General features: G+C 70.8%; 19 protein-coding genes and 1 tRNA gene. 15 read left to right on the forward strand and 5 right to left on the reverse strand.

Annotated features, from left to right (window positions below):
• Window positions 1–221 precede the first annotated feature (221 nt).
• The 3 genes from K3888_RS10085 (at window position 222) to K3888_RS10095 (ending at window position 2,830) form a co-directional block, all read left to right on the forward strand.
• Window positions 222–512: a DUF485 domain-containing protein gene (locus K3888_RS10085; RefSeq protein ID WP_230930220.1), complete on the forward strand. Its 291-nt coding sequence runs from the start codon at window positions 222–224 to the stop codon at window positions 510–512.
• Window positions 512–2,131 (forward strand): monocarboxylic acid transporter, encoded by a 1,620-nt coding sequence (locus tag K3888_RS10090; RefSeq protein ID WP_230930138.1) that lies wholly within the window; start codon window positions 512–514, stop codon window positions 2,129–2,131. The genes K3888_RS10085 and K3888_RS10090 overlap by 1 nt, the downstream gene beginning before the upstream one ends.
• 138 nt (window positions 2,132–2,269) lie before the next feature.
• Complete coding sequence (locus K3888_RS10095) at window positions 2,270–2,830, forward strand: hypothetical protein (protein ID WP_230930139.1); 561 nt, start codon at window positions 2,270–2,272, stop codon at window positions 2,828–2,830.
• A 341-nt stretch (window positions 2,831–3,171) separates the two neighbouring features.
• On the opposite strand, the gene K3888_RS10100 is transcribed toward K3888_RS10095, so the two are convergent.
• The gene (locus tag K3888_RS10100) at window positions 3,172–4,800 is read right to left on the reverse strand and encodes an NAD-dependent epimerase/dehydratase family protein (protein WP_230930140.1); all 1,629 of its coding nucleotides are present in this window, start codon (window positions 4,798–4,800) and stop codon (window positions 3,172–3,174) included.
• A 217-nt stretch (window positions 4,801–5,017) separates the two neighbouring features.
• On the opposite strand from K3888_RS10100, the gene K3888_RS10105 reads away from it, so the two are divergent.
• The 3 genes from K3888_RS10105 to K3888_RS10115 all read left to right on the forward strand — a co-directional run bounded on the left by K3888_RS10105 (window position 5,018) and on the right by K3888_RS10115 (window position 7,160).
• Window positions 5,018–5,455: a hypothetical protein gene (locus K3888_RS10105; protein ID WP_230930141.1), complete on the forward strand. Its 438-nt coding sequence runs from the start codon at window positions 5,018–5,020 to the stop codon at window positions 5,453–5,455.
• 446 nt (window positions 5,456–5,901) lie between these two features.
• Window positions 5,902–6,621 carry an alpha/beta fold hydrolase gene (locus K3888_RS10110; RefSeq protein WP_230930142.1) on the forward strand — a complete coding sequence of 240 codons (720 nt, stop codon included), beginning with the start codon at window positions 5,902–5,904 and terminating at the stop codon, window positions 6,619–6,621.
• A gap of 113 nt (window positions 6,622–6,734) precedes the next feature.
• Window positions 6,735–7,160, forward strand: a complete 426-nt coding sequence (locus tag K3888_RS10115; RefSeq protein ID WP_230930143.1) for an organic hydroperoxide resistance protein — start codon at window positions 6,735–6,737, stop codon at window positions 7,158–7,160.
• Between the two features lie 6 nt (window positions 7,161–7,166).
• Here the strand turns inward: K3888_RS10115 and K3888_RS10120 are convergent, their stop codons facing one another.
• Both K3888_RS10120 and K3888_RS10125 read right to left on the reverse strand, forming a co-directional pair.
• Complete coding sequence (locus K3888_RS10120; RefSeq protein ID WP_230930144.1) at window positions 7,167–8,642, reverse strand: alpha-L-fucosidase; 1,476 nt, start codon at window positions 8,640–8,642, stop codon at window positions 7,167–7,169.
• Window positions 8,639–9,070 carry a hypothetical protein gene (locus K3888_RS10125; protein ID WP_230930145.1) on the reverse strand — a complete coding sequence of 144 codons (432 nt, stop codon included), beginning with the start codon at window positions 9,068–9,070 and terminating at the stop codon, window positions 8,639–8,641. The genes K3888_RS10120 and K3888_RS10125 overlap by 4 nt, the downstream gene beginning before the upstream one ends.
• A gap of 160 nt (window positions 9,071–9,230) precedes the next feature.
• Here K3888_RS10125 and K3888_RS17855 point away from each other — a divergent pair, with 160 nt between their 5' ends.
• Window positions 9,231–11,759 carry a helix-turn-helix domain-containing protein gene (locus tag K3888_RS17855; protein ID WP_230930146.1) on the forward strand — a complete coding sequence of 843 codons (2,529 nt, stop codon included), beginning with the start codon at window positions 9,231–9,233 and terminating at the stop codon, window positions 11,757–11,759.
• Between the two features lie 30 nt (window positions 11,760–11,789).
• Here K3888_RS17855 and K3888_RS10135 read toward each other — a convergent pair.
• A tRNA-Arg gene (locus tag K3888_RS10135) sits at window positions 11,790–11,865 on the reverse strand.
• Window positions 11,866–12,066: 201 nt separating this feature from the next.
• Here K3888_RS10135 and rplM point away from each other — a divergent pair.
• The 3 genes from rplM (at window position 12,067) to glmM (ending at window position 14,629) form a co-directional block, all read left to right on the forward strand.
• The gene (gene rplM, locus K3888_RS10140) at window positions 12,067–12,510 is read left to right on the forward strand and encodes a 50S ribosomal protein L13 (protein WP_230930147.1); all 444 of its coding nucleotides are present in this window, start codon (window positions 12,067–12,069) and stop codon (window positions 12,508–12,510) included.
• Complete coding sequence (gene rpsI / locus K3888_RS10145; protein ID WP_230930148.1) at window positions 12,507–13,040, forward strand: 30S ribosomal protein S9; 534 nt, start codon at window positions 12,507–12,509, stop codon at window positions 13,038–13,040. Before rplM ends, rpsI begins: the two co-directional genes overlap by 4 nt.
• A gap of 218 nt (window positions 13,041–13,258) precedes the next feature.
• A complete protein-coding gene (glmM, locus tag K3888_RS10150; RefSeq protein ID WP_230930149.1) occupies window positions 13,259–14,629 on the forward strand; it encodes a phosphoglucosamine mutase in 1,371 nt (456 codons plus the stop codon).
• 205 nt (window positions 14,630–14,834) lie between these two features.
• Here the strand turns inward: glmM and K3888_RS10155 are convergent, their stop codons facing one another.
• Window positions 14,835–15,707 (reverse strand): dienelactone hydrolase family protein, encoded by an 873-nt coding sequence (locus K3888_RS10155; protein ID WP_230930150.1) that lies wholly within the window; start codon window positions 15,705–15,707, stop codon window positions 14,835–14,837.
• A gap of 74 nt (window positions 15,708–15,781) precedes the next feature.
• Here K3888_RS10155 and glmS point away from each other — a divergent pair, with 74 nt between their 5' ends.
• The 5 genes from glmS to tsaE all read left to right on the forward strand — a co-directional run bounded on the left by glmS (window position 15,782) and on the right by tsaE (window position 22,618).
• On the forward strand, window positions 15,782–17,641 hold the full coding sequence (glmS, locus tag K3888_RS10160; RefSeq protein WP_230930151.1) for a glutamine--fructose-6-phosphate transaminase (isomerizing): 1,860 nt from the start codon (window positions 15,782–15,784) through the stop codon (window positions 17,639–17,641).
• 49 nt (window positions 17,642–17,690) lie between these two features.
• Window positions 17,691–19,334 (forward strand): bifunctional ADP-dependent NAD(P)H-hydrate dehydratase/NAD(P)H-hydrate epimerase, encoded by a 1,644-nt coding sequence (locus K3888_RS10165; RefSeq protein ID WP_230930152.1) that lies wholly within the window; start codon window positions 17,691–17,693, stop codon window positions 19,332–19,334.
• A gap of 259 nt (window positions 19,335–19,593) precedes the next feature.
• Window positions 19,594–20,772 carry an alanine racemase gene (gene alr / locus K3888_RS10170; RefSeq protein ID WP_230930153.1) on the forward strand — a complete coding sequence of 393 codons (1,179 nt, stop codon included), beginning with the start codon at window positions 19,594–19,596 and terminating at the stop codon, window positions 20,770–20,772.
• The gene (locus K3888_RS10175) at window positions 20,769–22,112 is read left to right on the forward strand and encodes an alpha/beta fold hydrolase (protein WP_230930154.1); all 1,344 of its coding nucleotides are present in this window, start codon (window positions 20,769–20,771) and stop codon (window positions 22,110–22,112) included. The genes alr and K3888_RS10175 overlap by 4 nt, the downstream gene beginning before the upstream one ends.
• The gene (gene tsaE / locus K3888_RS10180; protein ID WP_230930155.1) at window positions 22,109–22,618 is read left to right on the forward strand and encodes a tRNA (adenosine(37)-N6)-threonylcarbamoyltransferase complex ATPase subunit type 1 TsaE; all 510 of its coding nucleotides are present in this window, start codon (window positions 22,109–22,111) and stop codon (window positions 22,616–22,618) included. The genes K3888_RS10175 and tsaE overlap by 4 nt, the downstream gene beginning before the upstream one ends.
• Window positions 22,619–22,621 lie beyond the last annotated feature (3 nt).

The raw sequence follows: 22,621 nt of genomic DNA on the forward strand, positions 1-22,621 counted from the left end.
GCGGCCACCGGGCATTTCGCGGCGGTCGGCGGAAACTGTGCGTTTTGTGTGGGCGTCATCATGTGCTGCGTGTCACACTTCCCGGGTCAATGTCTGTGAGTCGCATCACTACCGCGGTGTGGCTTGAGAACCCGAAACGGAGGATCTCCGTGTCCCAACCACAAGACCCGTCGGCCGGGGGCGCGTCACGGCGCACACCGGATGCGGCGGAGTTCGCGGCCATGCAGGCCAGCCCAGAGTTCCAGGAACTGCGCAGCAGATTCCGGTCGTTCGTGTTCCCGATGACGATCGCGTTCCTCGTCTGGTACTTCCTCTACGTGCTCCTGTCGATCTACGCGACGGGCTTCATGGGCACCAAGGTGTTCGGCAACATCACCTGGGGCCTGATCATCGGCCTCGGGCAGTTCGTCACCACCTTCCTCATCACCTTCCTGTACATCCGGTTCGCCAACCGGCAGATCGACCCCCGCGCGGAAGCCATCCGCCTCGAGCTGGAAGGTGAGGCTGCCTGATGGACTGGCTGATCAACATTCGTGAACTGGCGCCCGGCGAAGAGGTGGGCAGCACGCTGCTCAACATGGTCGTCTTCGGCATCTTCATCGTGGTGACCATGGCCCTGGTACTGCGGGCCTCCAAGTCCACCAAGTCCGCCAAGGACTTCTACACCGGTGGCTCGAGCTTCACCGGGCCCCAGAACGGCTTCGCCATCGCCGGCGACTACCTGTCGGCCGCCTCGTTCCTCGGCATCGCCGGCGCCATCGCCATCAACGGCTACGACGGGTTCCTGTACTCGATCGGCTTCCTCGTGGCCTGGCTCGTCGCCCTCATGCTGGTGGCCGAGCTCATGCGCAATACCGGCCGCTTCACCATGGCCGACGTGCTGAGCTTTCGTCTCCAGCAGCGGCCCGTCCGCATGGCGGCCGCCCTGGCCACTCTCGCGGTGTGCCTGTTCTACCTGATCGCGCAGATGGCGGGCGCCGGCGGCCTGGTGGCGCTGCTGCTCAACATCAACGACTCCACCGGCCAGGCTCTCGTCGTGGCCGCGGTCGGCGTCCTGATGATCGTCTACGTCCTGGTGGGCGGCATGAAGGGCACCACCTATGTGCAGATGGTCAAGGCGGTCCTGCTCGTCGGCGGCGTGCTGATCATGTGCCTGCTCGTGCTGGTCGCGGTTCGCGGCAACTTCTCGGCGCTGCTGGGTGAGGCCGTGGCCAACTCCGGTAAGGACCTTCTCCAGCCGGGCCAGCAGTACGGCGCCACCGAGACGTCCAAGCTGGACTTCATCTCGCTGTCCATCGCGCTGGTCTTCGGCACCGCCGGCCTTCCGCACGTGCTGATGCGCTTCTACACCGTGCCCACGGCCAAGGAAGCCCGTCGTTCGGTGACCTGGGCGATCGCGCTCATCGGCGCCTTCTACCTCTTCACCCTCGTCCTGGGCTTCGGCGCCGCCGCCATGGTGGGGCCGGAGGTCATCAGCTCCGCGCCCGGCGGCGTGAACTCGGCGGCCCCGCTGCTGGCCTTCGCCCTGGGCGGCGAGATCTTCCTGGGCATCATCTCCGCGGTGGCGTTCGCGACGATCCTCGCCGTGGTGGCGGGCCTGGCGATCACCGCCTCGGCCTCGTTCGCTCACGATATCTACAACGGCGTGATCAAGCACGGTCAGGCATCGGAGCAGTCGCAGCTGCGGGTCTCGCGGATCACCGTGGTGGTGATCGGCATCCTGTCGATCGTCATGGGCATCGGCGCCATGGGTCAGAACATCGCGTTCCTCGTCGCCCTGGCCTTCGCCGTGGCGGCCTCGGCCAACCTGCCGACGATCCTGTACTCGCTGTTCTGGAAGCGGTTCAACACGACCGGCGCGCTGTTCTCCATGTACGGCGGCCTGATCAGCACGCTGGTGCTGATCGCGCTCTCGCCGGCCGTGTCCGGCAGCGAGAAGTCGATGATCTCGAGCGTGGACTTCTCGATCTTCCCGCTCTCGAACCCGGGCATCATCTCGATCCCGCTGGCGTTCCTGCTGGGCATCATCGGCACGTTCCTCGGGAAGAAGGACGAGTTCCCCGAGAAGCGGGTCGAGATGGAGGTCCGGTCCCTCACGGGCGTGGGCGTGGAGAAGACGATCTCTCACTGATCGCCCACTCCACACGGAGATTCCCCACCGGCCCGCCCGGTCGTCACGAGACGGCCGGGCGGGCCGCGTCATGTCGCGAGGTGGGTGTGAGCGACTACCCTCGGTGAGCACCACAGGAGAATCGGAGGCGGTAAGACGATGTATCCCGGACAGGACGACCAGACCCGACGCATGGGGCACCAGCCTGATTCGCGCGCCTATTCGCAGATGGGCGGCGGCCAGGGTTACGACGACGGCTACGCGACAGGTAGCTACCCGGCCGATGATGGCTACGAGCCGGCCCCCGAGCCCAGGCGTGGCCCGCCGGTGGACGTGGGCAAGTTCATCGGCAGCGTGGTGGCCACCGCGCTGGTCGCGGCAATCGCCGGCTGGCTGATCGCCTGGGTGGTGGAGGCGGTGTTCAACCGTTTCGGCCAACCGTGGGCCAATGGCGGTAATACACCCACCATGTACGCGATCTACGGTGCGGTGGCGGCGATCCTGGCCGGTCTGCTCTGGTACCTCCTGTTGGTGGGCACAGCCAACCCGCAGCAGTTCTTCTCCTGGACCGTGGGACTGCTGACCGTGGCAGCGGTGGCGCTGCCGCTGCTACTGACGGTCCCGTTCCTCGACGGTGTGGCGGCGGCGATCGTCAACCTGTGCATCGGCCTGCCGATCCTGGCGCTGACGAGCGCGTTCTCGTCGACGATCAGGCGATAGTCACCGCCAGCGGCCGAGCCCGGGGTGAGAACTACGCCAGGTGGGATTGGAGAGTCACTAGGTCGACACGTCGTCGTTGGCCAGTGTCCGGATGGGTCTTTGCCCGTCCAGCAGTCGCCCCACCTCATCGTAGGGATCCACCGGGGTCAGGATACGGGTGCAGGGGACGGCCGGATTCAAGAATGCCGGGGCTGCTGGCCCCAGCACAACGTTCACGGCCTAGGGCAGAGCGCGGGCGTCGCGAGCGGTAGATGGTGCGAGCCCTCGGACGGGGAAGGGTCTTCATTCACCCTGGTATGGAGCTGATCAGGCAGTGGGGCTGATTCCTTGACCAGCGATCATTACTCCGCGGAGATGCGGAAGGCGTCGCCGACGATGTGCTGGTGGAGTCGCCCGAAGAGGTCGGCGTGCTCACGTGCACGGTCGGCGAGAGAGGTGAACAGTTCCACCGGCAGGCCCAGGTCCGGCGCTAGCGCGGCGAGGGTCTCCCAGCCGCCGAGTTTGCCCACCACGGCGCTACGCATGAGCTCCACCTCCAGCACCGGGGTCATGGGGGAACTGGTCAGGCGTTCGTTGAGCTTGAGCCGTCCCCCTTTCTCTGCGACCGCGGCCGCGGCCTGCCGGTGGGGACGCCGCTGCAGGTGTAGGGATTCGATCAGCTCGGCGAGGAACTGGCGCTCGCTGGCGATGTCGTCGGCGACCGTGGCCAGGTCAGGGCCCAGATCGGTGTCCGCGAAGTCCCGCGCCATCCGGCGGGCCCGGCCCAGTCCGGCCGTCGCGCCCGTGAGGTGGTCCGACAGGTACAAAGCCAGCACGTCCCGCTCCAGATGCGCCGGCAGGCGATGGGCCGAGGACTCCTCGCGAGGGCCCGTGACCCCAGACGGATCCGCCCCGCCGGGAGGGGACTGATCCACCGGCCACTGCTCACGTGGCCGCATCGGCGGGCTCGCGGTGCCCTGTCCGTCAGCAATCCCGGTCAACAACTCACGCAGCGTCTCCGCCGCCTCATTCCGCGGCCGCCAGCCCAACTCGTCGCGGGCCCGCGAACAATCCATCAAGGGAACCCGCATCCCCATGTCCAGCCAGCCCGGATCCGCGGCCACCGCCCGGGCCTTCCACGCGACCGCCACTGCAGGGCGGATGAGCGCGGCAGGCACCTCGAGGAACCGGCCGCTGTCTACGACGTCGGCCAGTTCCTGCGCCCGGAGTACCGGCTCCGTCGCGACGTTGAACGCCCCCGCGGCCCGCTGCACCAATACCCGACAGAACGCGTCGGCCAGATCGTCCGCGTGTACCACCTGCACCCGGATCCCCGCTGGCACCGGCAACAGTGGGAGAGTGCCCGGCCGCAGCGCAGCCGCCGGTGCCAACGCGCCCAAGAAGTAGCGGGTGATCTCCGCGCCGGCGTCGGCATCGAACACCAGCGCCGGGCGGACCCGACTGATAAGCAGGTCAGGATGCTCGGCCTGCATCTCGTCCAGGACCTGCTCCTGCGCCGCTTTGTCCACTGCGTAATGCGACGACTCCGCGGCGCCGCCCACTGGCCACGACTCGGGGCGTGGGTCGTCGTCGTCGACACCCGAGTACGCTCCCACCGACGACGACACCACCAGATGCCCGACACCCGCTCGCACGCAGGCATCGGCCACGCGGCGCGTGCCCTCCACATTCACCCGGCGCAGCAGCTCGCGCTGGTGATTCGGCTGGATCAGCCACGCCAGATGCACCGCCGCGTCGCAGCCCCGCAGCACCTCGGCCAGGTGGTCGACCACCCGGTCCTCGTCCCGGTCATCGCGCGTGGGGACGGCCAAATCCACCGCCTCCCACCGCGCCTGGTCGTACGGCGCACTGGCCGCGTCCGGGAGACGGCGGGCCACGCCCAGCACCTCCGTGACCTCTGGCTCCTCGCCCAACGCCCGTACGAGGGCCGTCCCGACATTGCCCGTCGCCCCGATGACCGCGACCTTCATGACCGCCACCCCTCACAAAGTTGGCTGTTCGCTGCTGCGCGTGGTTTCAGTGTGCGGGTGAGCGGGCCGGTGAGCATCCGGTCGAGAGGGTTCGCGTACTGGCCGGTATCGCCGATGGTCGGGGTTGTCATCGTCGTCATCCCAGGCGAAACCGGCGCGGCCGCACAACGCTATGCCTACGCTTGTAGGCATCACGCCCGCAGAGTTTGGGAGATCGATGAGACACCGTCTCCAGTTCGTCGCCGCCGCCGGTGCTGTTGCAGCGTCGGTTGGTGCACTGGGAGTTCTCGGGGCCGCGCCGGTCGGCGCCCAGCCCGCCGCCCCGCCGATCCCGCGTGGGATACCCATGGTGGTCAGCGACGTCATGGGGCCCGGCGATCCCGGGTTCTGGGATCCGGCCGTTGTCGGCACACGCGTGCTCACCCCGGTCGAGCCCGGCGTCAAGGTGGCGTGCGCGACCGGGTTCGAGCCTGTCCTCTCCTGCAGCACCCTCGACATGCGCGAGCTGGGTTCCCCGCAGCGGACGCTGCAATTCATCGACGTGCCCACCCTCGGCGAGCCACTGCGCATCTGGTTCGACTACCCCCGCTGGGGAGACGGCTCCACGGCGGCGGTAAACGAGCGGATCATCGGCTTGTGGATGGAGCGGCGCTGAGCCTGGGGTTGCTCGGTGGCGCCGGTTCGACCGGGTCCGGATCGGGATCCGTCCGGTCCAGCGGAACAGTAGCTGGCTACGGACAATCAGCTGGCAACTGGGTTAAGACGACGAAGGTCGGCCGCTGCTCGATGGTGGCAGCCGATCTTCTCGTCAGGGTTTCGCCCCGTCCACCTCGTGCGCAGGCGCATTGTCAGCTGGTGACTGCGGGGCTAAGTAGCCCTGCGTTGAGGGGCCTGCGCTCGTCGACGTGCAGGGGAACAAACCTCCAGCGAGAACCTACCTAGACGCGGACTGCTGGTCGGGAGGCGTTGTCGTCGTCAATCTCACCGTCTCGTCTTTCGCTGCGGGCCCCGTCGTGAGGTGGGGCCGGTCATCGCGATCACCGCGGACGTCCAATTCGTCGACCAGTGGCGCCTTCGGAGCTCGCGCGTAGGGTCCCGGACATGACCGAGCTCGTCCTTCTCCCTGGCCTGCACGGCGATGCGCAATCGTGGTCTCCCGTGATCCATGCCCTGCCGGAGGACCTCACGGCGAGGGCTCTGGACCTGCCGGCGGTGCCAGACCTCGACGTACTCGTGGACGAGGTGGCGGGACAGATCGCTCCGGGCAGTGTGGTGGTGGGACATTCGCTCGGCGCGGTGGCGGCCATGCACCTCGTCGAACGGCACCCGACTCTGGTGGCCGGGCTCGTGCTGGTGACCGCGCCCGTGGGGGCGGAGGACCCGGACGCGGCTGCCGCCCGGGCGGCTCGGGCGGCGGGGCTGAGCTCGGACGCGTATGAGGAGATCGCCCTCGACGGCATGAAACTTGTGTACTTCGACGACCGTGGCCTGGACCCGCAGGTGCGGGCCGAGCGGCTGCGCGCAGCACGCGGGTACGGCCCGGCGCGATTTGCGGCCCATTCAGTGGCGCTGGGGGCGCGGGCGGATCGCAGCTCGTTCCCCGCGCAGGCTCGGTGTCCCGTGCTGATTGTGGGTGCGTCCGACGACCAGGTGGTGCCGACCGCCGCGCAGCGGGCGTGGGCAGTGGCTAATGAAGCTTGTGGAGGGGGCGGCACGGTCTCGTACGTGGAGATCCGCGAGACCGGGCACATGCTGCCGGTGGAGGCACCGGAGGAACTGGCTCTCGAGATCCACGCATGGGTGCGCGAGGAATTGAGCTGAGCCCGGCGGTTGCTCGCCGGTGGTCGCGGGTTCCGTCCTATTCCGGTCGGCGACCCCACCTGCCACCGCGGCGTACGTTTGGCGGCAGCACACCCATCACGAAGGAGACTGTCATGGCAGACGCGTTGTACTCCGTCGAGGCACTGTCCACCGGCGGAGGCCGGGACGGGCACGTGGCGACCGCCGACAACGCCGTGGACCTGGAGATGGCCCCGCCCACAGAACTCGGCGGGTCAGGCAAGGGCAACAACCCCGAGCAATTGTTCGCCGCAGGCTTCGCCGCCTGCTTCCACTCGGCCCTGCAGAGCGCCGCGAGGACCAGGAAGGTCGCTATCGACGGCTCGTCCGTGGGCGCGCGGGTCTCGCTCCTTCGCTCCGGTGAAGCCAGCATCGACCTGGCTGTGGACCTCGAGGTGATCCTGCCCGGCGTCGAGACCGAGCAGGCGAACGAGCTGGCCAAGCTCGCCCACGAAATATGCCCCTACTCCCGGGCCACCGCCGGCAACATCGAGGTCTCCGTGAGCGTCGCCGAGGACTGACTTCAATCAAGCCAGACCGATTGCGTTCACCTGCCCCGACAGCCGGATCACGTGCGCCGGCGACACCGGCAGACGCTCCGGCAACCGCACGCGGACACCGTCGTCGTTGGCGGTGATCTCCAGCGGCTGCCCCGTCGACACCAGCAACGCCGAGGCATCCGGCCCGGCAGACACCCCCGGCACCACCAGCTCACGAGAGGCGGGGGTTCCCAGGGTGATCACGTTGACGTCCGTGCCGGTGAGGGTGAACCGCAGCTGGGTGCCCTCGCTCGCGGTGGCGGCGGGACGGACCCACGGGCGGCTGCCGCGAATCGCGCTGCCGTTCTCGTGCAACCACCGCCCCAACGCCCGTAGAGGGGCCTGCTGCTCGGTCGGAACCGACCCGTCCGGCAAGGGGCCCACCCCGATCAGCAGGTTGCCGTTCTTGCTCACCACGTCCACGAGCATGTGGATCAACTCATGCGCCGGCACGATGTCCGCCGGATCCTCGTTACGGTTCGCGGCGAAGGAGTTGCCGATCCCGCGCGTGGTCTCCCACTTCTTGGTCACGATCTCCTCGTAGCGGGCGTACTCGGGAGTCGTGAAGTCGTGGTGCGGGGTCGCGGGGAAGGTCAGCTCGCGGTGCTCTGCCGGGATCAGCTTCCACACCAATTGCACCAGGCCGGCCACCCCGCGGACCACCGCCTCGGTTCCGCCGCCGCGCTTGAGATCCGTCTGCGCCCAGCGGTCGTTCACCACCCCGTCGGGTACCGCGTCGTAGAAGTCGGAGAACAGGCCCGGCAGGTCGGTTGTGGCCGGCCAGCCGATGTCGTTCCACAGGATGGCGGGGGAGTAGCGCTCGATCAGCTCGCGGATGTGGTCCTCGGCGTAGCGGGCGTAGGCCGGATCGGCCGGCACCGCGAGCACCGAGTCGGCCGGGCCTGTCAGGACCGCATCGTTGAACGGCCAGTCGTAACCGCCCGAGTAGTACAGCCCCGTGCGCATGCCGCGGGCCCGGACGGCCCGGTCGACGTCGCCCACCAGGTCGCGCGGCGAACCGTACGTACCGAGCTTCGGGTGCGGATGGTCCGACGGCCACAGCGTGTAGCCGTCGTGGTGCTTGGTGGTGAGCACCACATAGCCGGCGCCCGCAGCTTGGGCCAGCTCGGCGATCTGGTCCACATCCGCCGTCTGGGCCTGACGCGAGAACTCCTCCGAGAAGCGGCGGTAGCTGTAGTCGGCGCCGTACGTGGCCTCGTGATGCTCCTGGGTAGGACTGCCGGGGATCTGCATCGTGTTGAGGTACCACTCGGCGTACGGGTTCTCCTTGAGCATCTGGCTCGGCCCGCCGTCGCGCAGCAGTTCCTGGATGTCCGGCACCCGCGGCGCCCACCGGGGCACCGAATACGGGCCCCAGTGGATGAACACGCCGAGCTTGACGTCGTCGTACCAGGCAGGGAGTCCGCGGCCCTCGAGCCGCTCCCAACCGGCGGCGTCACTCATGCCGACACGAGGGTGTTGTGGCGCTGCTCCAGGAACTCCGACGCCGACTGTCCGTACGCCAGCACCAGCGCCACCACGTTGGCGGCCAGGAGCAGCCACGCCGAGACCATCGTGAAGTCCGCGAGCACGCCCAGCAGCGAGAAGAACGCGAACACCGACAGGACCAGCCGGGCCCAGACAGCGCCGTCACGGAGCTTGACCGCGGCTACCACCTGGACGGCCATCGCGACCATCGCGGCGATCGCCAGCATCCAGCCGAACCAACTGAACGCCTCGCCGGGCGGGAGGTCGTCCATGCCGGCGTTGAGGTCGGCGAAGACCACCAGGATCTCGGTGGCGGTGAGGATGTTGGCGACGGTGAATGTGGTGAACAAGGCGGTGAACATCCAGATCCAGGACGCTGCGGAGACGGAAGTGGGGCGTGCCATGAGAACTCCTCGAGAGGGGAAGGGGTCGCGCCGGGCCCGGGTCGATCGTCTCGATCGCCGGACCTGGCGCGGTAAGAGTGAACTCATCCTGCGTGGGGGGACAGGCGCGGGTATAGAGTGCGACACACCTGTTTTTCCTCGCCGGACGGGAGAGCCGACTGTGACCGCGTGGAAGAGAACCCGTGCGGTACTGCGGCCGGACACCGTGTCGCGGGCGGTCGCCCTGGCCGTCGAAACACGCCGTGGCGTGCTGGTGGTGGGCCCGCCGGGCACCGGCGCCAGTGGATGCGCGGCCGATATCGCGGACGGCCTGCGCACCGCCGGCGTCCCCGTGGTGTTGTGGGACGACCTCGACCGCCGCGCCCCGGCTTCGCCCGAGCTACCCGACCGCGCCGTGGTCGTGGGGTCCGCGCGGCTGGGCGCCGCGCTCCCGCCGGGCCTGGCCGATCAGGTGTCCGCCCGCACCACGCGCCTGCCCCTGCGCGCCCTCACGCGCGGAGAATCCGAAGCCGCGGTCTCCGCGGCCGTGGGACGATCCCTCTCGACGCGCCTGGTCGAGGCACTCTGGGCGGGATCGCACGGCAACCTCACCGCGCTCCGCGTGACGTTCGACGACCTCGCCGCCCGCGGCCTCGTCCGCCGCGCGGGTGATCGCCTGGACCTGACGGTGGACCCCACCGCGGCCGTCGCCGGCGTCGCCGCGGATCCACGCCGGTGGGTCGACGACGACGACGACAACCTCACCACCACGACCACCGCTGCACTCGCCCGGCGGATCACTCTCGCCGAGCTCGAGGCGATTCACGGCGAGAGCGCGGTCAGCGACGCGGTGGCCCGCTCTCTGCTCGTCACCCGCACCGATGACGGAGTGGAGATGCTCACCGTGCAGCCGCCGGTCCTGGCCGGTGCGCTGCGGGACGGGGCCGATGGTCTTCGTCGTCGTCAGGTCTACGACGCAGTTCTCCGCGGCGCGGCGATCGGCGGCACGGATGACACCCGCGGCGAACACGGCGGCGCCCGCGGCGACCACGGCGGCCTCCTTGGCGTGCACCTGCGGCCGGGTCGTGCGCTGCCGGACCCGCGGATCATCCTGTGGGCGCTCGCGCAGGGGCGCGACGTCGACGCCGCGACCACCCTCGCCGCCGCCCGCGCTGCGCTCGACGCGCACGACTATCGCACCGGCGTCGACCTCCGCCACGCCGCCCGGCGCGCGGAGCTCGACATGACCGCGCTGCAGGAGGCCGAGCTCGCGCTGGTCGGCGCCTCGTGCCTGCGACTGCTCGACCGGCTGCAGGAGACCGCTGCCGCGCTCGACGAGGCGCAGGCGTTACTGGAAGGGATCCGCGGCGCCGACGTCGACGGCAGTGAATACGTCCGCGTGCTGATCGGCACGGTCACCGCGCGTGCCGACCTGGCCCACTACCGCGACCGCCACCCCGACACCGCCCTGCCCATGATCCGGGATGCCCACCGTCTCCTCCCGCCCGGACATGAGGCCCATGCCGTGCTCGACACCCTCACCGTGGTGCACCTGACCTACTCGGGGCGGCACCGCGAGGCGGCCCGCGCCTACGCCGAGTTGACCTCCCCGCCGCCGGCCGACTGGGAGCGGCGTCTCGAGGCGGTCCACGCGCTGGCGCTCGACGCGCTCGGCAGGCCCGACGAGGCGCTGGCCGTCCTGCGTCGGCTCGCCCGCCGGGCCCGCACGATGGACCATCATGCGTGGGCGTCGGAGGAGTACCTGTCGGCGCTGTTGTCCGTGGTATTGCACGGCTACGGGGTCACCGCGCTGCTGGCCGAGTTCGCGCCGTTCTACGAGGTGGAGCAGGACGCTTCCGTGCGCATCGACCACGGCATGCGCCGCGTGGCCGAGGCCGAGATCGCGCTCAGTGCCGGGGACCTGACCGGCGCCGTGGCCGCCGCCGCCGACGCCGTGGACACCATGGAGGTCGACGGCCCCGAGGACTTCCTGCCCCGCGCCGTCTCCCTGTACGCGCTGGCCTGCGCCCAATCCGGCCGGCGCGCCGACGCCCGGGAGGCGCTGCGCCGGGTGCACGCCGTGCCCTCGTACACCAACTCACCCGTCGGGCCCGAGATCCGAGCGGCCGAGGCGGGGGTGCTCTACTGCGAGGGGCGGGCGGACGACGCGCGCGGGATCGTCCGCGAGCTCATCGCCGACGGGGTCCACGGCGCAGCGGTGCGCGCGGCGTGGATCGGCGTCCTGATGGGCGATCCCGAGACGTGCCGGATGGTGGGGGAGGTGGGCGTCGGCGGTGATGTGGCGCCGCTGATGCAGGACCTGGCGGCGATGGCGCTCGCGAACCCCCGACGACTCCTCGACGTGGCCCGGCGGGCCCGCGGATTCGGGCTGCTCATGGTGGCCGCGGCGGCTGCCGAACGTGCCCGCACGCTGGCGACGCCGGGATCGCAGACGTGCACTCTGGCCGAGCGGATGTTGGCGACCACCGAGATCCGCGGTCCCCACGCCGGCCTCGTCGGGCTGGGCGGGCCGGCCGCGACGATTCCCGCAGGGGTCTCGCTGACGCGCCGCGAGTCCGAGATCGCCGACCTTGCGGGCGGGGGCCTGACCAACGCCGAGATCGCAGCGGAGCTGCATCTGTCCAAGCGCACGGTCGAAGGGCACCTCAACCGCATCTACACCAAGACGGGGACGCGGCTGAGGGGGTGACCGGCTGGGGAGTTCTCGTGCGGCCGGACGTGGTGCCCTCGAGAGGAATCGAACCTCCGACACCGGCTTTAGGAGAGCCGTGCTCTATCCACTGAGCTACGAGGGCGGGAACCGGGGAGAGTCTAGCGGATCCCCGTGACGACTTGGAGGTGGAGGCCTTCGGTCGGTAATGTAGACCCTCGGCGTTCGTGTCGGCCCCGCTTGTCGGGACCGGTCGATCGCCTCGCGCGGGTCACCACCGGCCGCCGCGCGAGGGGGAGAGCGCCCGACCGGCCGGCAGCCCACTAGACAGACAGAGGTATCGCCTGTGTCCACGTACACCCCCAAGCCCGGGGACGTGACGCGCGCCTGGTACGTCATCGACGCCACTGATGTGGTGCTCGGTCGACTCGCCGTCCAGGCCGCGAACATCCTCCGTGGCAAGCACAAGCCGCAGTTCGCCCCGAACGCCGACACCGGCGACTTCGTCATCATCATCAACGCCGACAAGGTCGCGATCTCGTCGAACAAGCGCGAGCGCGTGAACCAGTACCGCCACTCGGGCTTCCCCGGTGGCCTGAAGTCGCGCACCCTCGGTGAGGCCATGGACTCGCGTCCGGACCGCGTCGTCGAGAAGGCCATCAAGGGCATGCTGCCGAGCAACAAGCTCGGCCGCTCCGTCGCCTCCAAGCTGAAGGTGTACGCCGGTGCCGAGCACCCGCACGCCGCCCAGCAGCCCGTGCCCTACGAGATCAAGCAGGTGGCCCAGTGACCGACGAGAACATCACCCCCGAGGCCGACGTGGCCGATGACCTGGTGGCCGACCTCGCCGCCGAGGTCGCCGAGGACTACTCCGAGGCCGACTACGCCGGTGGCTCCGAGTTCGTCGCCGACGTCGAGACCCAGCTCGTCTCGAGCGGGCCGGCCCAGGCCGTCGGCCGCCGCAAGGAAGCCGTCGCCCGCGTGCGCCTGGTTCCCGGCTCCGGTCAGTTCACGCTCAACGGCCGCACCCTCGAGGAGTACTTCCCGAACAAGGTGCATCAGCAGCTCGTCAAGTCGCCGCTGGTTCTCGTCGAGCGCGAGGAGCAGTTCGACATCGTGGGCCTGCTCCACGGTGGCGGCCCGTCGGGCCAGGCCGGCGCGATGCGCCTGGCCATCGCCCGCGCCCTCACCGAGTACTCGGGCGAGGACCGTCCGGCCCTGAAGAAGGCCGGCTTCCTCACCCGTGACGCCCGCGCCGTCGAGCGCAAGAAGGCCGGCCTCAAGAAGGCCCGTAAGGCCCCGCAGTACTCGAAGCGCTGATCTCCCCGAGATCGCACACTCCAGAGCAGGTTTCCGCAGCTTCGCGGGGGCCTGCTCTGGGGCGTTTCAGGGAGGGGAGCCGAGCGCTCACCGCGCAGTGGTTATCCTGTCTGGACGTCTCGACCAGCCCGGTCGAAAGCCGGCGGCCGCGCCTCTGCGGTCGCACACCAGTGGCCGCTCAGCGGTAGGGCACCCACGACCCCGGAGGAATCCACCACATGACCCGACTGTTCGGCACCGACGGCGTCCGCGGACTCGCCAACAGGACGCTCACCGCCGACCTGGCCCTGCGTCTCGGCGCCGCGGCCGCAGCGGTCCTGGCGGCCGAAGCCGACCCCGCCCGCGCGGGTGGCGCCGCCACCGGGTCCTCCCGCCCCCTCGCGGTGGTCGGCCGCGACCCGCGGGTCTCCGGCGAGATGCTCGAAGCCGCCCTCTCCGCCGGGCTGGCCAGTCAGGGAGTCGACGTCCTGCTCGTGGGCGAGCTGCCCACCCCGGCCGTCGCCCACCTGACCGCCCAGCACGGCGCGGCCCTCGGCGCGATGATCTCCGCCTCGCACAACGCCATGCCGGACAACGGCATCAAGTTCTTCGCCGCCGGCGGCCACAAGCTCGGCGACCACATCGAGGACGCCATCGAGTCCGCGCTCACCGACGAGCCCATCACCGGACCCACCGGGGACGCGATCGGCCGGATACGTCGTGCCCCGTCCGCAGACGCCCTGGACGGCTACGTGCGGCACCTCCTGACGTCGACGCCGGGCCGGTTGGACGGTCTCGTCGTCGTCGTGGACTGCGCCAACGGCGCCGCCAGCGAGGCCGCGCCCCGCGCCTACCGCGAGGCCGGTGCCAGGGTCATCGAGATCCACGCCGCGCCCGACGGCTACAACATCAACCACGAGTGCGGCTCCACCCACCTCGGCGCCGTGCAGGCCGCCGTGCGCGAGCACGACGCCGACCTGGGTCTGGCGCACGACGGCGACGCCGACCGCTGCCTGGCCGTCGACGCCGACGGGAACGTCGTGGACGGTGATCAGATCATGGCCATCCTCGCCCTCGCCATGCGCGACGCCGGTGAACTCGCCGAGGACACGCTCGTCGCGACCGTGATGAGCAACCTGGGCCTCAAGGTGGCCATGCGCGCGGCCGGGATCGAGATCGCCGAGACCAAGGTCGGCGACCGGTACGTGCTCGAGCGGCTGCGCGACGGCAACTACAGTCTCGGCGGCGAACAGTCCGGACACCTCGTGCTCCCGGGGCACGCCACCACGGGCGACGGACTGCTCACCGGGCTGCGGATCATGGCGCGGATGGCCGAGACCGGCAGGTCACTCGCCGAACTGGCGGGCGTGATGACCGTGCTGCCGCAGATCCTCGTCAACGTCCCGGTCGACGACAAGGCCGCCGTGGCCGCGTCGGGCTCGGTGGCCGAGGCCGTGGCCCAGGAGGAGGGTGCGCTCGGCGCGACGGGGCGCGTGCTGCTGCGACCCTCGGGCACCGAGCAGCTCGTGCGCGTGATGGTCGAGGCGCAGGACCCCGACCTGGCGCGCGAGGTGGCCGAGCGGCTCGCCGGGGTCGTCGCGGCGGTCTGACCGGGCCAGGGCTCCACCCCGGCTGCTCACCGCTTCCGCCCGGGCGGCTCACCGCCTCCACACGACCCGGCGATCCTGGCCGGCCCCGAGCCGGGCGGTTGCAAGACCTCCCATCCCGATTGCACGACGATCTGTGCGAAGTTCTAGCCAGAAATCGCACCTGAGGTCAGGCAACCGGCGACGCGTGTCTTGCAACCGCCGTGGGTCAGCCGCCGGTGAACCCCTTGACCAGCTTGAGCAGCGGGGGAGCCGACGGGACCAGATCGTCGGCCTCCTCGGCCAGCATCTCCTCGGTGACCAGGACGGAGTCCTTGAACTTGGCCTCCGGATCGGCGAACGCCGCGTAGTCGTCGTCGTCGCCCAGGGTGGCCAACAGGTAACCCGCCAGGAGCGGGCGGACAGTACGGTGCGTCCGGCGGTCCGGATCGGCGAGGCCGACGCCCTGGAGCCATGAGTTGCGCTCCACCAGACCCGTCTCGATGGCCTTCTCCAGGCGGCGGTGCACCAGCTCGCCGCGCCAGGCCTCGTGCAGTGCGCGGGCGTCCTCGCCGTGCACCCCACCCGCTGCGGACAGCAGCAACGCGGGGGAGTCGATCAACATCGCGCGCTCGGCGGCGGAGGGCACCGTCTCGGTGGGGAAGACCATGGCCACCGCATCGATGTCCGTGCGTTGGGAAGCGAGCAGTGCGGCCACTCCACCACCGAGGCCGTGCCCGGCCACCGCGATGCGACGCGGATCGGCGCGGACCTTCCCGCGCCCGAGCCGGGCCTGGAGGACGTCCTCGATCGCGTTCGACAGGTGATCGGCGAAGTGCTGGTGGTTCGGCCGGCCGCCGTGATCGGTGGCCGGCGCCACCACCACGAAACCCCAGGACGCGAGGTGCTTGAGGGTGTCGGTGTAGTACCGCGGCCCCTTGGTCCAGTCGTGGGCCCAGCCCACCACCGGGGCGGGCGACGGGGCGCCTCGCGGCACGAAGACCGCGCCCGGGGTGCCGGTGAAGCCGAGATCGCCGATATCCACCCCGTAGGGGCCGCGCCGACCCACCTTTGCGTGCAGTTCCTTGGTCTTGATGGCCACGGAAGTAACAGTATCCCCTCTCGCAGGGTTGAGGGTGTCAGGGCGGGCGACAGGGCTGGCTACACTTGGCGACCATGTGCGGAATCGTCGGTTATGTGGGCCAGCAGGCTGCTCTTCCTGTCGTCGTCGAGGCCCTGCGGAGGATGGAATACCGCGGCTATGACTCGGCGGGAGTCGCCATCCTCGACGGCGCCGGCGAGGTGCGGGTCGAGAAGAGGGCGGGCAAGCTCGCCAACCTCGAGGAGGCGCTCGTCGCGGACGGCGGCGAGGCCGGATTCGTCGGCACGACCGGCATCGGGCACACGCGCTGGGCGACCCACGGCCGCCCCAACGACCGGAACGCGCACCCGCACGTGTCCGGCGACGTGGCGATCGTCCACAACGGGATCATCGAGAACTTCGCGCCGCTGCGTGCCGAGCTCGAGTCCGCCGGCGTCGAGCTGGTCTCGGACACCGACTCCGAGGTGGCCGCGCACCTGCTGACACGCGCGATCGAGTCGGGCGGGACCGCCGGCGACTTCGTGGCCTCGTGCCGCGCGGTGCTGGCCCGCCTGGAGGGCGCGTTCACCCTCGTTTTCAGCCACGCGAAGCACCCCGACGTGCTGGTGGCCGCCCGCCGCTCCACCCCGCTCGTGCTGGGCGTCGGCCAGGGAGAGATGTTCCTCGGCTCGGACGTGGCCGCGTTCATCGAGCACACCCGCGACGCGGTCGAGCTGGGCCAGGACAACGTGGTGGTGATGCGCGCCGACGGGTACGAGGTCACCGACTTCGACGGCGAGCCCACCGAGGGGCGCCCGTTCCGCATCGACTGGGACCTCGAGGCCGCCGAGAAGGGCGGATACGACTACTTCATGCTCAAGGAGATCGCCGAGCAGCCCCAGGCCGTCGCCGACACTCTCCTGGGTAAGTTCCAGGACGGCCGGATCGTGCTGGACGAGCAGCGCATCTCCGACCAGGAGCTGCGCGACATCGACAAGGTGTTCATCATCGCCTGCGGCAGCGCGTACCACTCGGGGCTGGTCGCCAAGTACGCGATCGAGCACTGGACCCGGCTGCCATGCGAGGTCGAGATCGCCTCGGAGTTCCGCTACCGCGACCCGGTTCTGGACCGCTCCACGCTCGTCGTGGCGATCTCGCAGTCCGGCGAGACGGCCGACACCCTGGAGGCCGTGCGGCACGCCAAGTCGCAGAAGGCGCGCGTGCTGGCGGTGTGCAACACCAACGGTTCGCAGATCCCGCGCGAGGCCGACGCCGTGCTGTACACCCATGCGGGCCCGGAGATCGGTGTGGCCTCCACCAAGGCCTACCTCGCCCAGATCACGGCCAACTACCTGGTCGGCCTGGCGTTGGCGCAGGCGCGCGGCACCAAGTTCCCCGACGAAGTGGCCGCCGAGTTCCGCCAGCTCGAGCGCATGCCCGAGTCCATCCAGCAGGTCGTGGACTCCCTCGAGCCGGTGCGTGAGATCGCCCGTGAGCTCGCCGACTCCAAGTCGGTGCTGTTCCTGGGCCGCCACGTCGGCTACCCGACGGCACTGGAGGGCGCGCTCAAGCTCAAGGAGCTCGCCTACATGCACGCCGAGGGCTTCCCGGCCGGCGAGCTCAAGCACGGCCCGATCGCCCTGATCGAGGACGACCTGCCGGTCTTCGTGGTGATGCCGCCGGTCGAGGGCCGCGGGGTGCTGCACTCCAAGCTCGTCAGCAACATCCAGGAGATCAAGGCCCGCGGCGCGCGCACCATCGTGATCGCCGAGGAGAGCGACGAGGTGGTCAAGCCGCTGTCGGACTACTTCATCCCCATTCCGCCGTCGACCACGCTGCTGCAGCCGTTGCTCGCCACCATCCCGTACCAGGCGTTCGCCGCCGAGGTCGCGGCCGCGCGGGGCTACGACGTGGACAAGCCGCGCAACCTGGCCAAGTCCGTCACGGTGGAGTAGGAACCGTGGGCGTGACGGTCACGGTGGGCTGACGGGAGGGACGACGACGATGCGACGTGCGCACCCGGTCGAGGTCATTCGGGCCGCGGAAGCACCTCTCCTCGCGGCCGCCGGTGCCTCAGGGGACCCCGACGTCGTCATGCGCCGGGCCGCCGCCGGCGTCGCCCACCACACCGCGGCCCTGCTGCGCGAGCGCACGGGCGGTGTCTATGGCCGCGCGGTGGAGCTGCTCGTGGGCGCCGGTGACAACGGGGGTGACGCCCTCTACGCCGGCGCCATGTTGCGGGCCCGCGGCTGCCGCGTCGACGCGGTTCTGCTCGACTTCGACCGCGCCCACCCCCGGGGATTGGCCGCGCTACGCCGTGCGGGCGGGCGGATCCACCGCGCGGAGGACCTGGGTTCACGCGTTCCGGTCCCGGACGTGGCTGTCGACGGCGTGGTCGGACTGGGTGGGCGCGGCCCGTTGCGTGCGCCTGCCGATCGGATCGTGACCGGCCTGGCCGAGGCCGGCGTCCCGTGGGTGGCCGTCGATCTGCCCAGCGGCGTGGATGCCGACACCGGCACCGCCTACGACGCCCACGTACCCGCCACCCTCACCGTCACCTTCGGTCTGCTGCGGCGCGCGCATCTATTGGCCTCGCCGGTGTGCGGCCGAGTCGAGGTGGTGGACATCGGACTGTCCGACCCGCCGATCGGCCCGGAGACCGTCTACGCCCCGGACACCGCGGACGTGGGCCGCAGGTGGCCGGTGCCCGGACCCGCCGACGACAAGTACACCCAGGGCGTGGTGGCCATCCGCGCCGGCTCGGAGCGCTTCCCGGGCGCGGCGGTCCTCTGCACGAGCGCCGCCGTGGCCGCGACCTCCGGCATGGTCCGCTACGTCGGCTCCGGCGCCGATCCGGTGCTCGCCGCGCGGCCCGAGGTCGTGTGTCACCCGTCGGTAGCGGAGGCCGGAAAGGCGCAGGCCTGGGTGGTGGGCCCGGGCGCCGGCACCGGTGCGGAGTCGATCGCCGACATCGACGCCGTCCTGACCCGCGGCCGCCCCACCCTGTTGGACGCCGATGCCCTGACCTGCGTCGCCTCCCATCCGGTGCTCCTTCGCAGCGCCACCGCGCCCGTGCTGCTCACCCCGCACGGCGGCGAGTTCGACCGTCTCACCGGTGGTTGGGACCGCGCCGATCGCCCCGGCGCGCTGCGCCGGTACGTCGCCGGACTACGCGAGCGCGGGATCGAGGCCACGGTGCTGCTCAAGGGTCGCGTCACACTGATCGACGACGGCGAGACCACCTACTCCGTCGACGCCGGCTCGTCGTGGGCCGCCACCGCGGGTTCCGGGGATGTTCTGTCCGGAATCACGGGGGCACTCATGGCCCACGTTGCGGCCGCGCGGGATTCGGCGGCCCCGGACACGAAGCTGGACCTCGCCCGCGCCGCTGCCGACGCGGCGACGCTGCACGGCGAAGCCGCCGGCCTGGCCGCGCACCGGCGTGATCCGAGGCCCAGCGGAAGCCACGCCGGCCCCGGCGGAGGGCGGGTCGCAAACCACACCGGCGAGAGGCCCGGTGTGGACGTCGATGCACCCCGCGGTGGCGGTGGGCGGCCGCGTGCCGAGGGGCCCGGCGCACCGATCGGCGCCTCGGATCTGCTGGCCGCCGTGCCCGCAGCGGTTGCCGCCCTGCGCTCTTCGCGGTAGCCCCGAGGTCGTCTGCGCGGTCAGGGCCACGCTCGCCTATCCGATGTCGCGCCACCTACCGGATCACGTAGGCGGCGCGACATCCGATAGGTGAATCGGGGGCGGCCGACCGGTCCATCGGGCTCGGTCGACACGGGGGCGGCTCCGCGTGGCGGCCCCGCTCTGCACGGCACCCCCGACGCGGCACCACGGCCAGCGTTGCCGACGTCGCGGGGCGCGGAAATCGCCCCCCGTCGGCCCGTTTGGCAGAATTGACGAAATGGCTCCGATTGTCCCCCCGGCTCCGTGCCGTGTCGAGATCGATCTGGACGCGGTCGAGCACAACGCCCGCGTCCTGGTCCGGCATGCAGGCGGCGCCCGGGTCATGGCCGTGGTCAAGGCTGACGCCTATGGCCACGGCGTCGTCCCCGTCTCCCTCGCCGCCCTGCGCGGCGGCGCGACCGCGCTGGGCGTCACCACGATCGGCGAGGCGCTGGAACTCCGCTCGGCCGGCATCGACGCCGAGATCCTGGCCTGGCTGTACCTGCCGTCCGACGACGCACGGGCGGCCGTCGAGGCCGACGTCGACCTGGCGATCCCCAGTCCCGCGCACCTGGACACTGTGCTGGAGGCGGCGCGCCGCTCGGGCCGCAGGGCGCGCGTGACCCCCAAGATCGACACCGGCCTGGCCCGCTCCGGCATCTCTCTGGAGGAGTGGCCGGCGGTTCTCGAGCGGCTGGTCGCTGCCACCGCCGGCGGTCTGGTGGAGGTCACGGGCCTGATGGCGCACTTCGCGCACGCCGACGACCCCGGCAACCCGGTCATCGACCTACAGGTCGCGCGCCTGCACGAGTGCGTGGCTCAGGCCCGCGCCCGCGGCCTCGAGTGCCCGGTCAACCACCACGCCAACTCAGCGGCCACGTTGACCCGGCCCGAGGACGGCTTCGAGATGGTCCGCCCCGGGATCGCCCTGTACGGGCTCGACCCGGTCGGCGACCTGGGTGCGGATCTGATCCCGGCCATGACCTTCTCGGCCGACATCCTCATGGTCAAGCGGCTGGCGAAGGGGCAGGGCGTGAGTTACGGCCACACCTGGTACGCGCCGCACGACACGACGGTGGCGCTCATCGCGGCCGGGTACGCGGACGGTGTCTGGCGGATGCTGTCGGGCCGCCTGGACGTGGGCATCGCCGGCCGCCGCTACCCGAACGTGGGGCGGGTCTGTATGGACCAGTTCGTCGTCGACCTCGGACCCGACCCCGACCGCACCATCCGCGCGGGCGACACCGCCGTCCTGTTCGGTACCGGCGCGGGCGGGGGGCCCACGGCCGCCGAGTGGGCCGACGAGTTGGGCACCATCCACTACGAGGTCGTCACCGCCGTGCGGGGGCGCGCGAGCAGGGACCACGTGCTCCGGGGGCGCCACGCCACCGGGTACCGACAGGGGGATGCACGATGACGGGGTTCGAGGGGGCCGACGGCGAGGCCGCCGGAAAAACTGCTGACGAGACCGCCCGCCAGGGTGGGATAGAGAACGACGACGACAACGCCTACACCGAGGGCGCTCCCAAGCGCGGTCGGCCGCGGCTGAGGTTCCCGCGGCGCCCGTCGCGGTCGTCGACGCGGACCCCGGTCGAGGTCCGGCCACCGGAGGTTCTCGGCGGCGACCCGGACGAGGTCGAGGCGGTCGCGGAGAAGATCCGCACTCCCGGCGGATTCGCGGCGGGGATGAGCGCGCTCGGCGCCGCGACCCTCGGCTCGGTCGGCACGCTCATGCCGGGCCGGAGGGCGAGCGACCCGTGGGCCGGTGAGGACATGGACGAGCTCGGCGTCGACCGCGGTTCGATGGTCGCCGCCACCGACGGCGTTCCGTTGGCGGTGCGTGAGGCCGGGCCCACCGACGCGCCCATGACCGTCGTGTTCGTGCACGGCTACACGCTCACCATGGACACCTGGCATTTCCAGCGCCGGCACCTGGCGGACCGGTTCGGCTCCGAGATCCGCATGGTGTTCTACGACCAGCGTGGCCATGGACTCAGCGGGAAGAGCTCGATCGAGAACTCGACCATCGACCAGCTGGCCCGCGACCTGAGCACCGTCATCTCGGCGACCGCGCCGACCGGGCCGGTCGTGGTGATCGGGCACTCGATGGGCGGCATGACCGTCATGGGCTACGCGGTGCGGCACCCCGAGGCCGTGCGCGACCGCGTGATGGGTGTGGGGCTGGTGGCCACCGCCATGGCGGAGCTTTCGGAGTCGGGGCTGGGCTCCGTACTGGACAGCAAGGCCATGGCCCGGGTAGCCGCGCTGATCAATCGCTCGCCGGGCGTGTTCACCAGTGGCCGCAAGGCGCTCGGCGCGATCATCTCGCCGTTCATCTACGGCGGCTCGTTCGGCGATCCCGCCTCGATGAGCCCCACGGTGGCACGGTTCGTCGACAAGACCATCAACTCCACCGATGTACTGACCATCGCGAACTTCTTCGAGACGCTCACGCAGCACGACGAGTCCGAGGCGATGCCCATCCTGCGGAACGTACGCACCACCGTGCTCTGCGGTGACCGTGACCTGCTCACCCCGCTCGACCGATCCGTCGACATCGTCGAGGAGCTGCCCGACGCCGAGTTCGTGGTGGTCCCGGGGTCCGGCCACATGGTGATGCTCGAGGAGCCCGCGCACGTGTCCGAGGTGCTGGGCGATCTCGTGGCCGACGCGATCGTCGAGTGGCGCGAGCGTGAGCGACTCGCGGAAGCGGGCGGACGCAGCCGCGACTCCGGCCGGAGCGCGAAGGCCTCGTGACACTCCAGGTGCCGGGCCGACGCGAGCTGGCCACCGTCGACGACACCCGCGCGCTGGGCGAGGAGATCGCCGGCCTGCTCTCGGCCGGTGACGTGGTGATCCTCGACGGACCGCTCGGCGCCGGCAAGACCGCGCTGACCACCGGCATCGCCGCCGGACTCGGGGTGCGCGGGCGGGTCACCTCGCCGACCTTCGTGATCGCCCGTCGGCACGCCCCGGCCACCCCCGGCGGCCCCGGCCTCGTGCACGTCGACGCCTACCGACTGCTCGGCCAGGACCCCGACGGCGAGCAGCCCACCCGCCGCGACCTCGCCGACGAACTCGAGTCCCTCGACCTGGACTCCGCGCTCGAGCGCGACGTGGTTGTGGTCGAGTGGGGCGCCGGGTTCGTCGAGTCGCTCGTCGAGGCCCCGCTGATCGTCACCCTGCACCGCGGAGACGAGGGCGACGTCCGCTCCGCCGCCTGGCACCGCGCCGGTGGACCCGCGGCACCGGCGGTACCCTGACCT

This window comes from Dietzia aurantiaca (assembly GCF_021033825.1).
Classification (GTDB): Bacteria; Actinomycetota; Actinomycetes; order Mycobacteriales; family Mycobacteriaceae; genus Dietzia; species Dietzia aurantiaca.

Coding starts and splice junctions, on each gene's coding strand:
- K3888_RS10085 (WP_230930220.1), top strand. CDS start 222: ATGCAGGCCAGCCCAGAGTTCCAGGAACTGCGCAGCAGATTCCGGTCG.
- K3888_RS10090 (WP_230930138.1), top strand. CDS start 512: ATGGACTGGCTGATCAACATTCGTGAACTGGCGCCCGGCGAAGAGGTG.
- K3888_RS10095 (WP_230930139.1), top strand. CDS start 2,270: ATGTATCCCGGACAGGACGACCAGACCCGACGCATGGGGCACCAGCCT.
- K3888_RS10100 (WP_230930140.1), bottom strand. CDS start 4,800: ATGAAGGTCGCGGTCATCGGGGCGACGGGCAATGTCGGGACGGCCCTC.
- K3888_RS10105 (WP_230930141.1), top strand. CDS start 5,018: ATGAGACACCGTCTCCAGTTCGTCGCCGCCGCCGGTGCTGTTGCAGCG.
- K3888_RS10110 (WP_230930142.1), top strand. CDS start 5,902: ATGACCGAGCTCGTCCTTCTCCCTGGCCTGCACGGCGATGCGCAATCG.
- K3888_RS10115 (WP_230930143.1), top strand. CDS start 6,735: ATGGCAGACGCGTTGTACTCCGTCGAGGCACTGTCCACCGGCGGAGGC.
- K3888_RS10120 (WP_230930144.1), bottom strand. CDS start 8,642: ATGAGTGACGCCGCCGGTTGGGAGCGGCTCGAGGGCCGCGGACTCCCT.
- K3888_RS10125 (WP_230930145.1), bottom strand. CDS start 9,070: ATGGCACGCCCCACTTCCGTCTCCGCAGCGTCCTGGATCTGGATGTTC.
- glmM (WP_230930149.1), top strand. CDS start 13,259: ATGACCCGACTGTTCGGCACCGACGGCGTCCGCGGACTCGCCAACAGG.
- glmS (WP_230930151.1), top strand. CDS start 15,782: ATGTGCGGAATCGTCGGTTATGTGGGCCAGCAGGCTGCTCTTCCTGTC.
- K3888_RS10165 (WP_230930152.1), top strand. CDS start 17,691: ATGCGACGTGCGCACCCGGTCGAGGTCATTCGGGCCGCGGAAGCACCT.
- alr (WP_230930153.1), top strand. CDS start 19,594: ATGGCTCCGATTGTCCCCCCGGCTCCGTGCCGTGTCGAGATCGATCTG.
- K3888_RS10175 (WP_230930154.1), top strand. CDS start 20,769: ATGACGGGGTTCGAGGGGGCCGACGGCGAGGCCGCCGGAAAAACTGCT.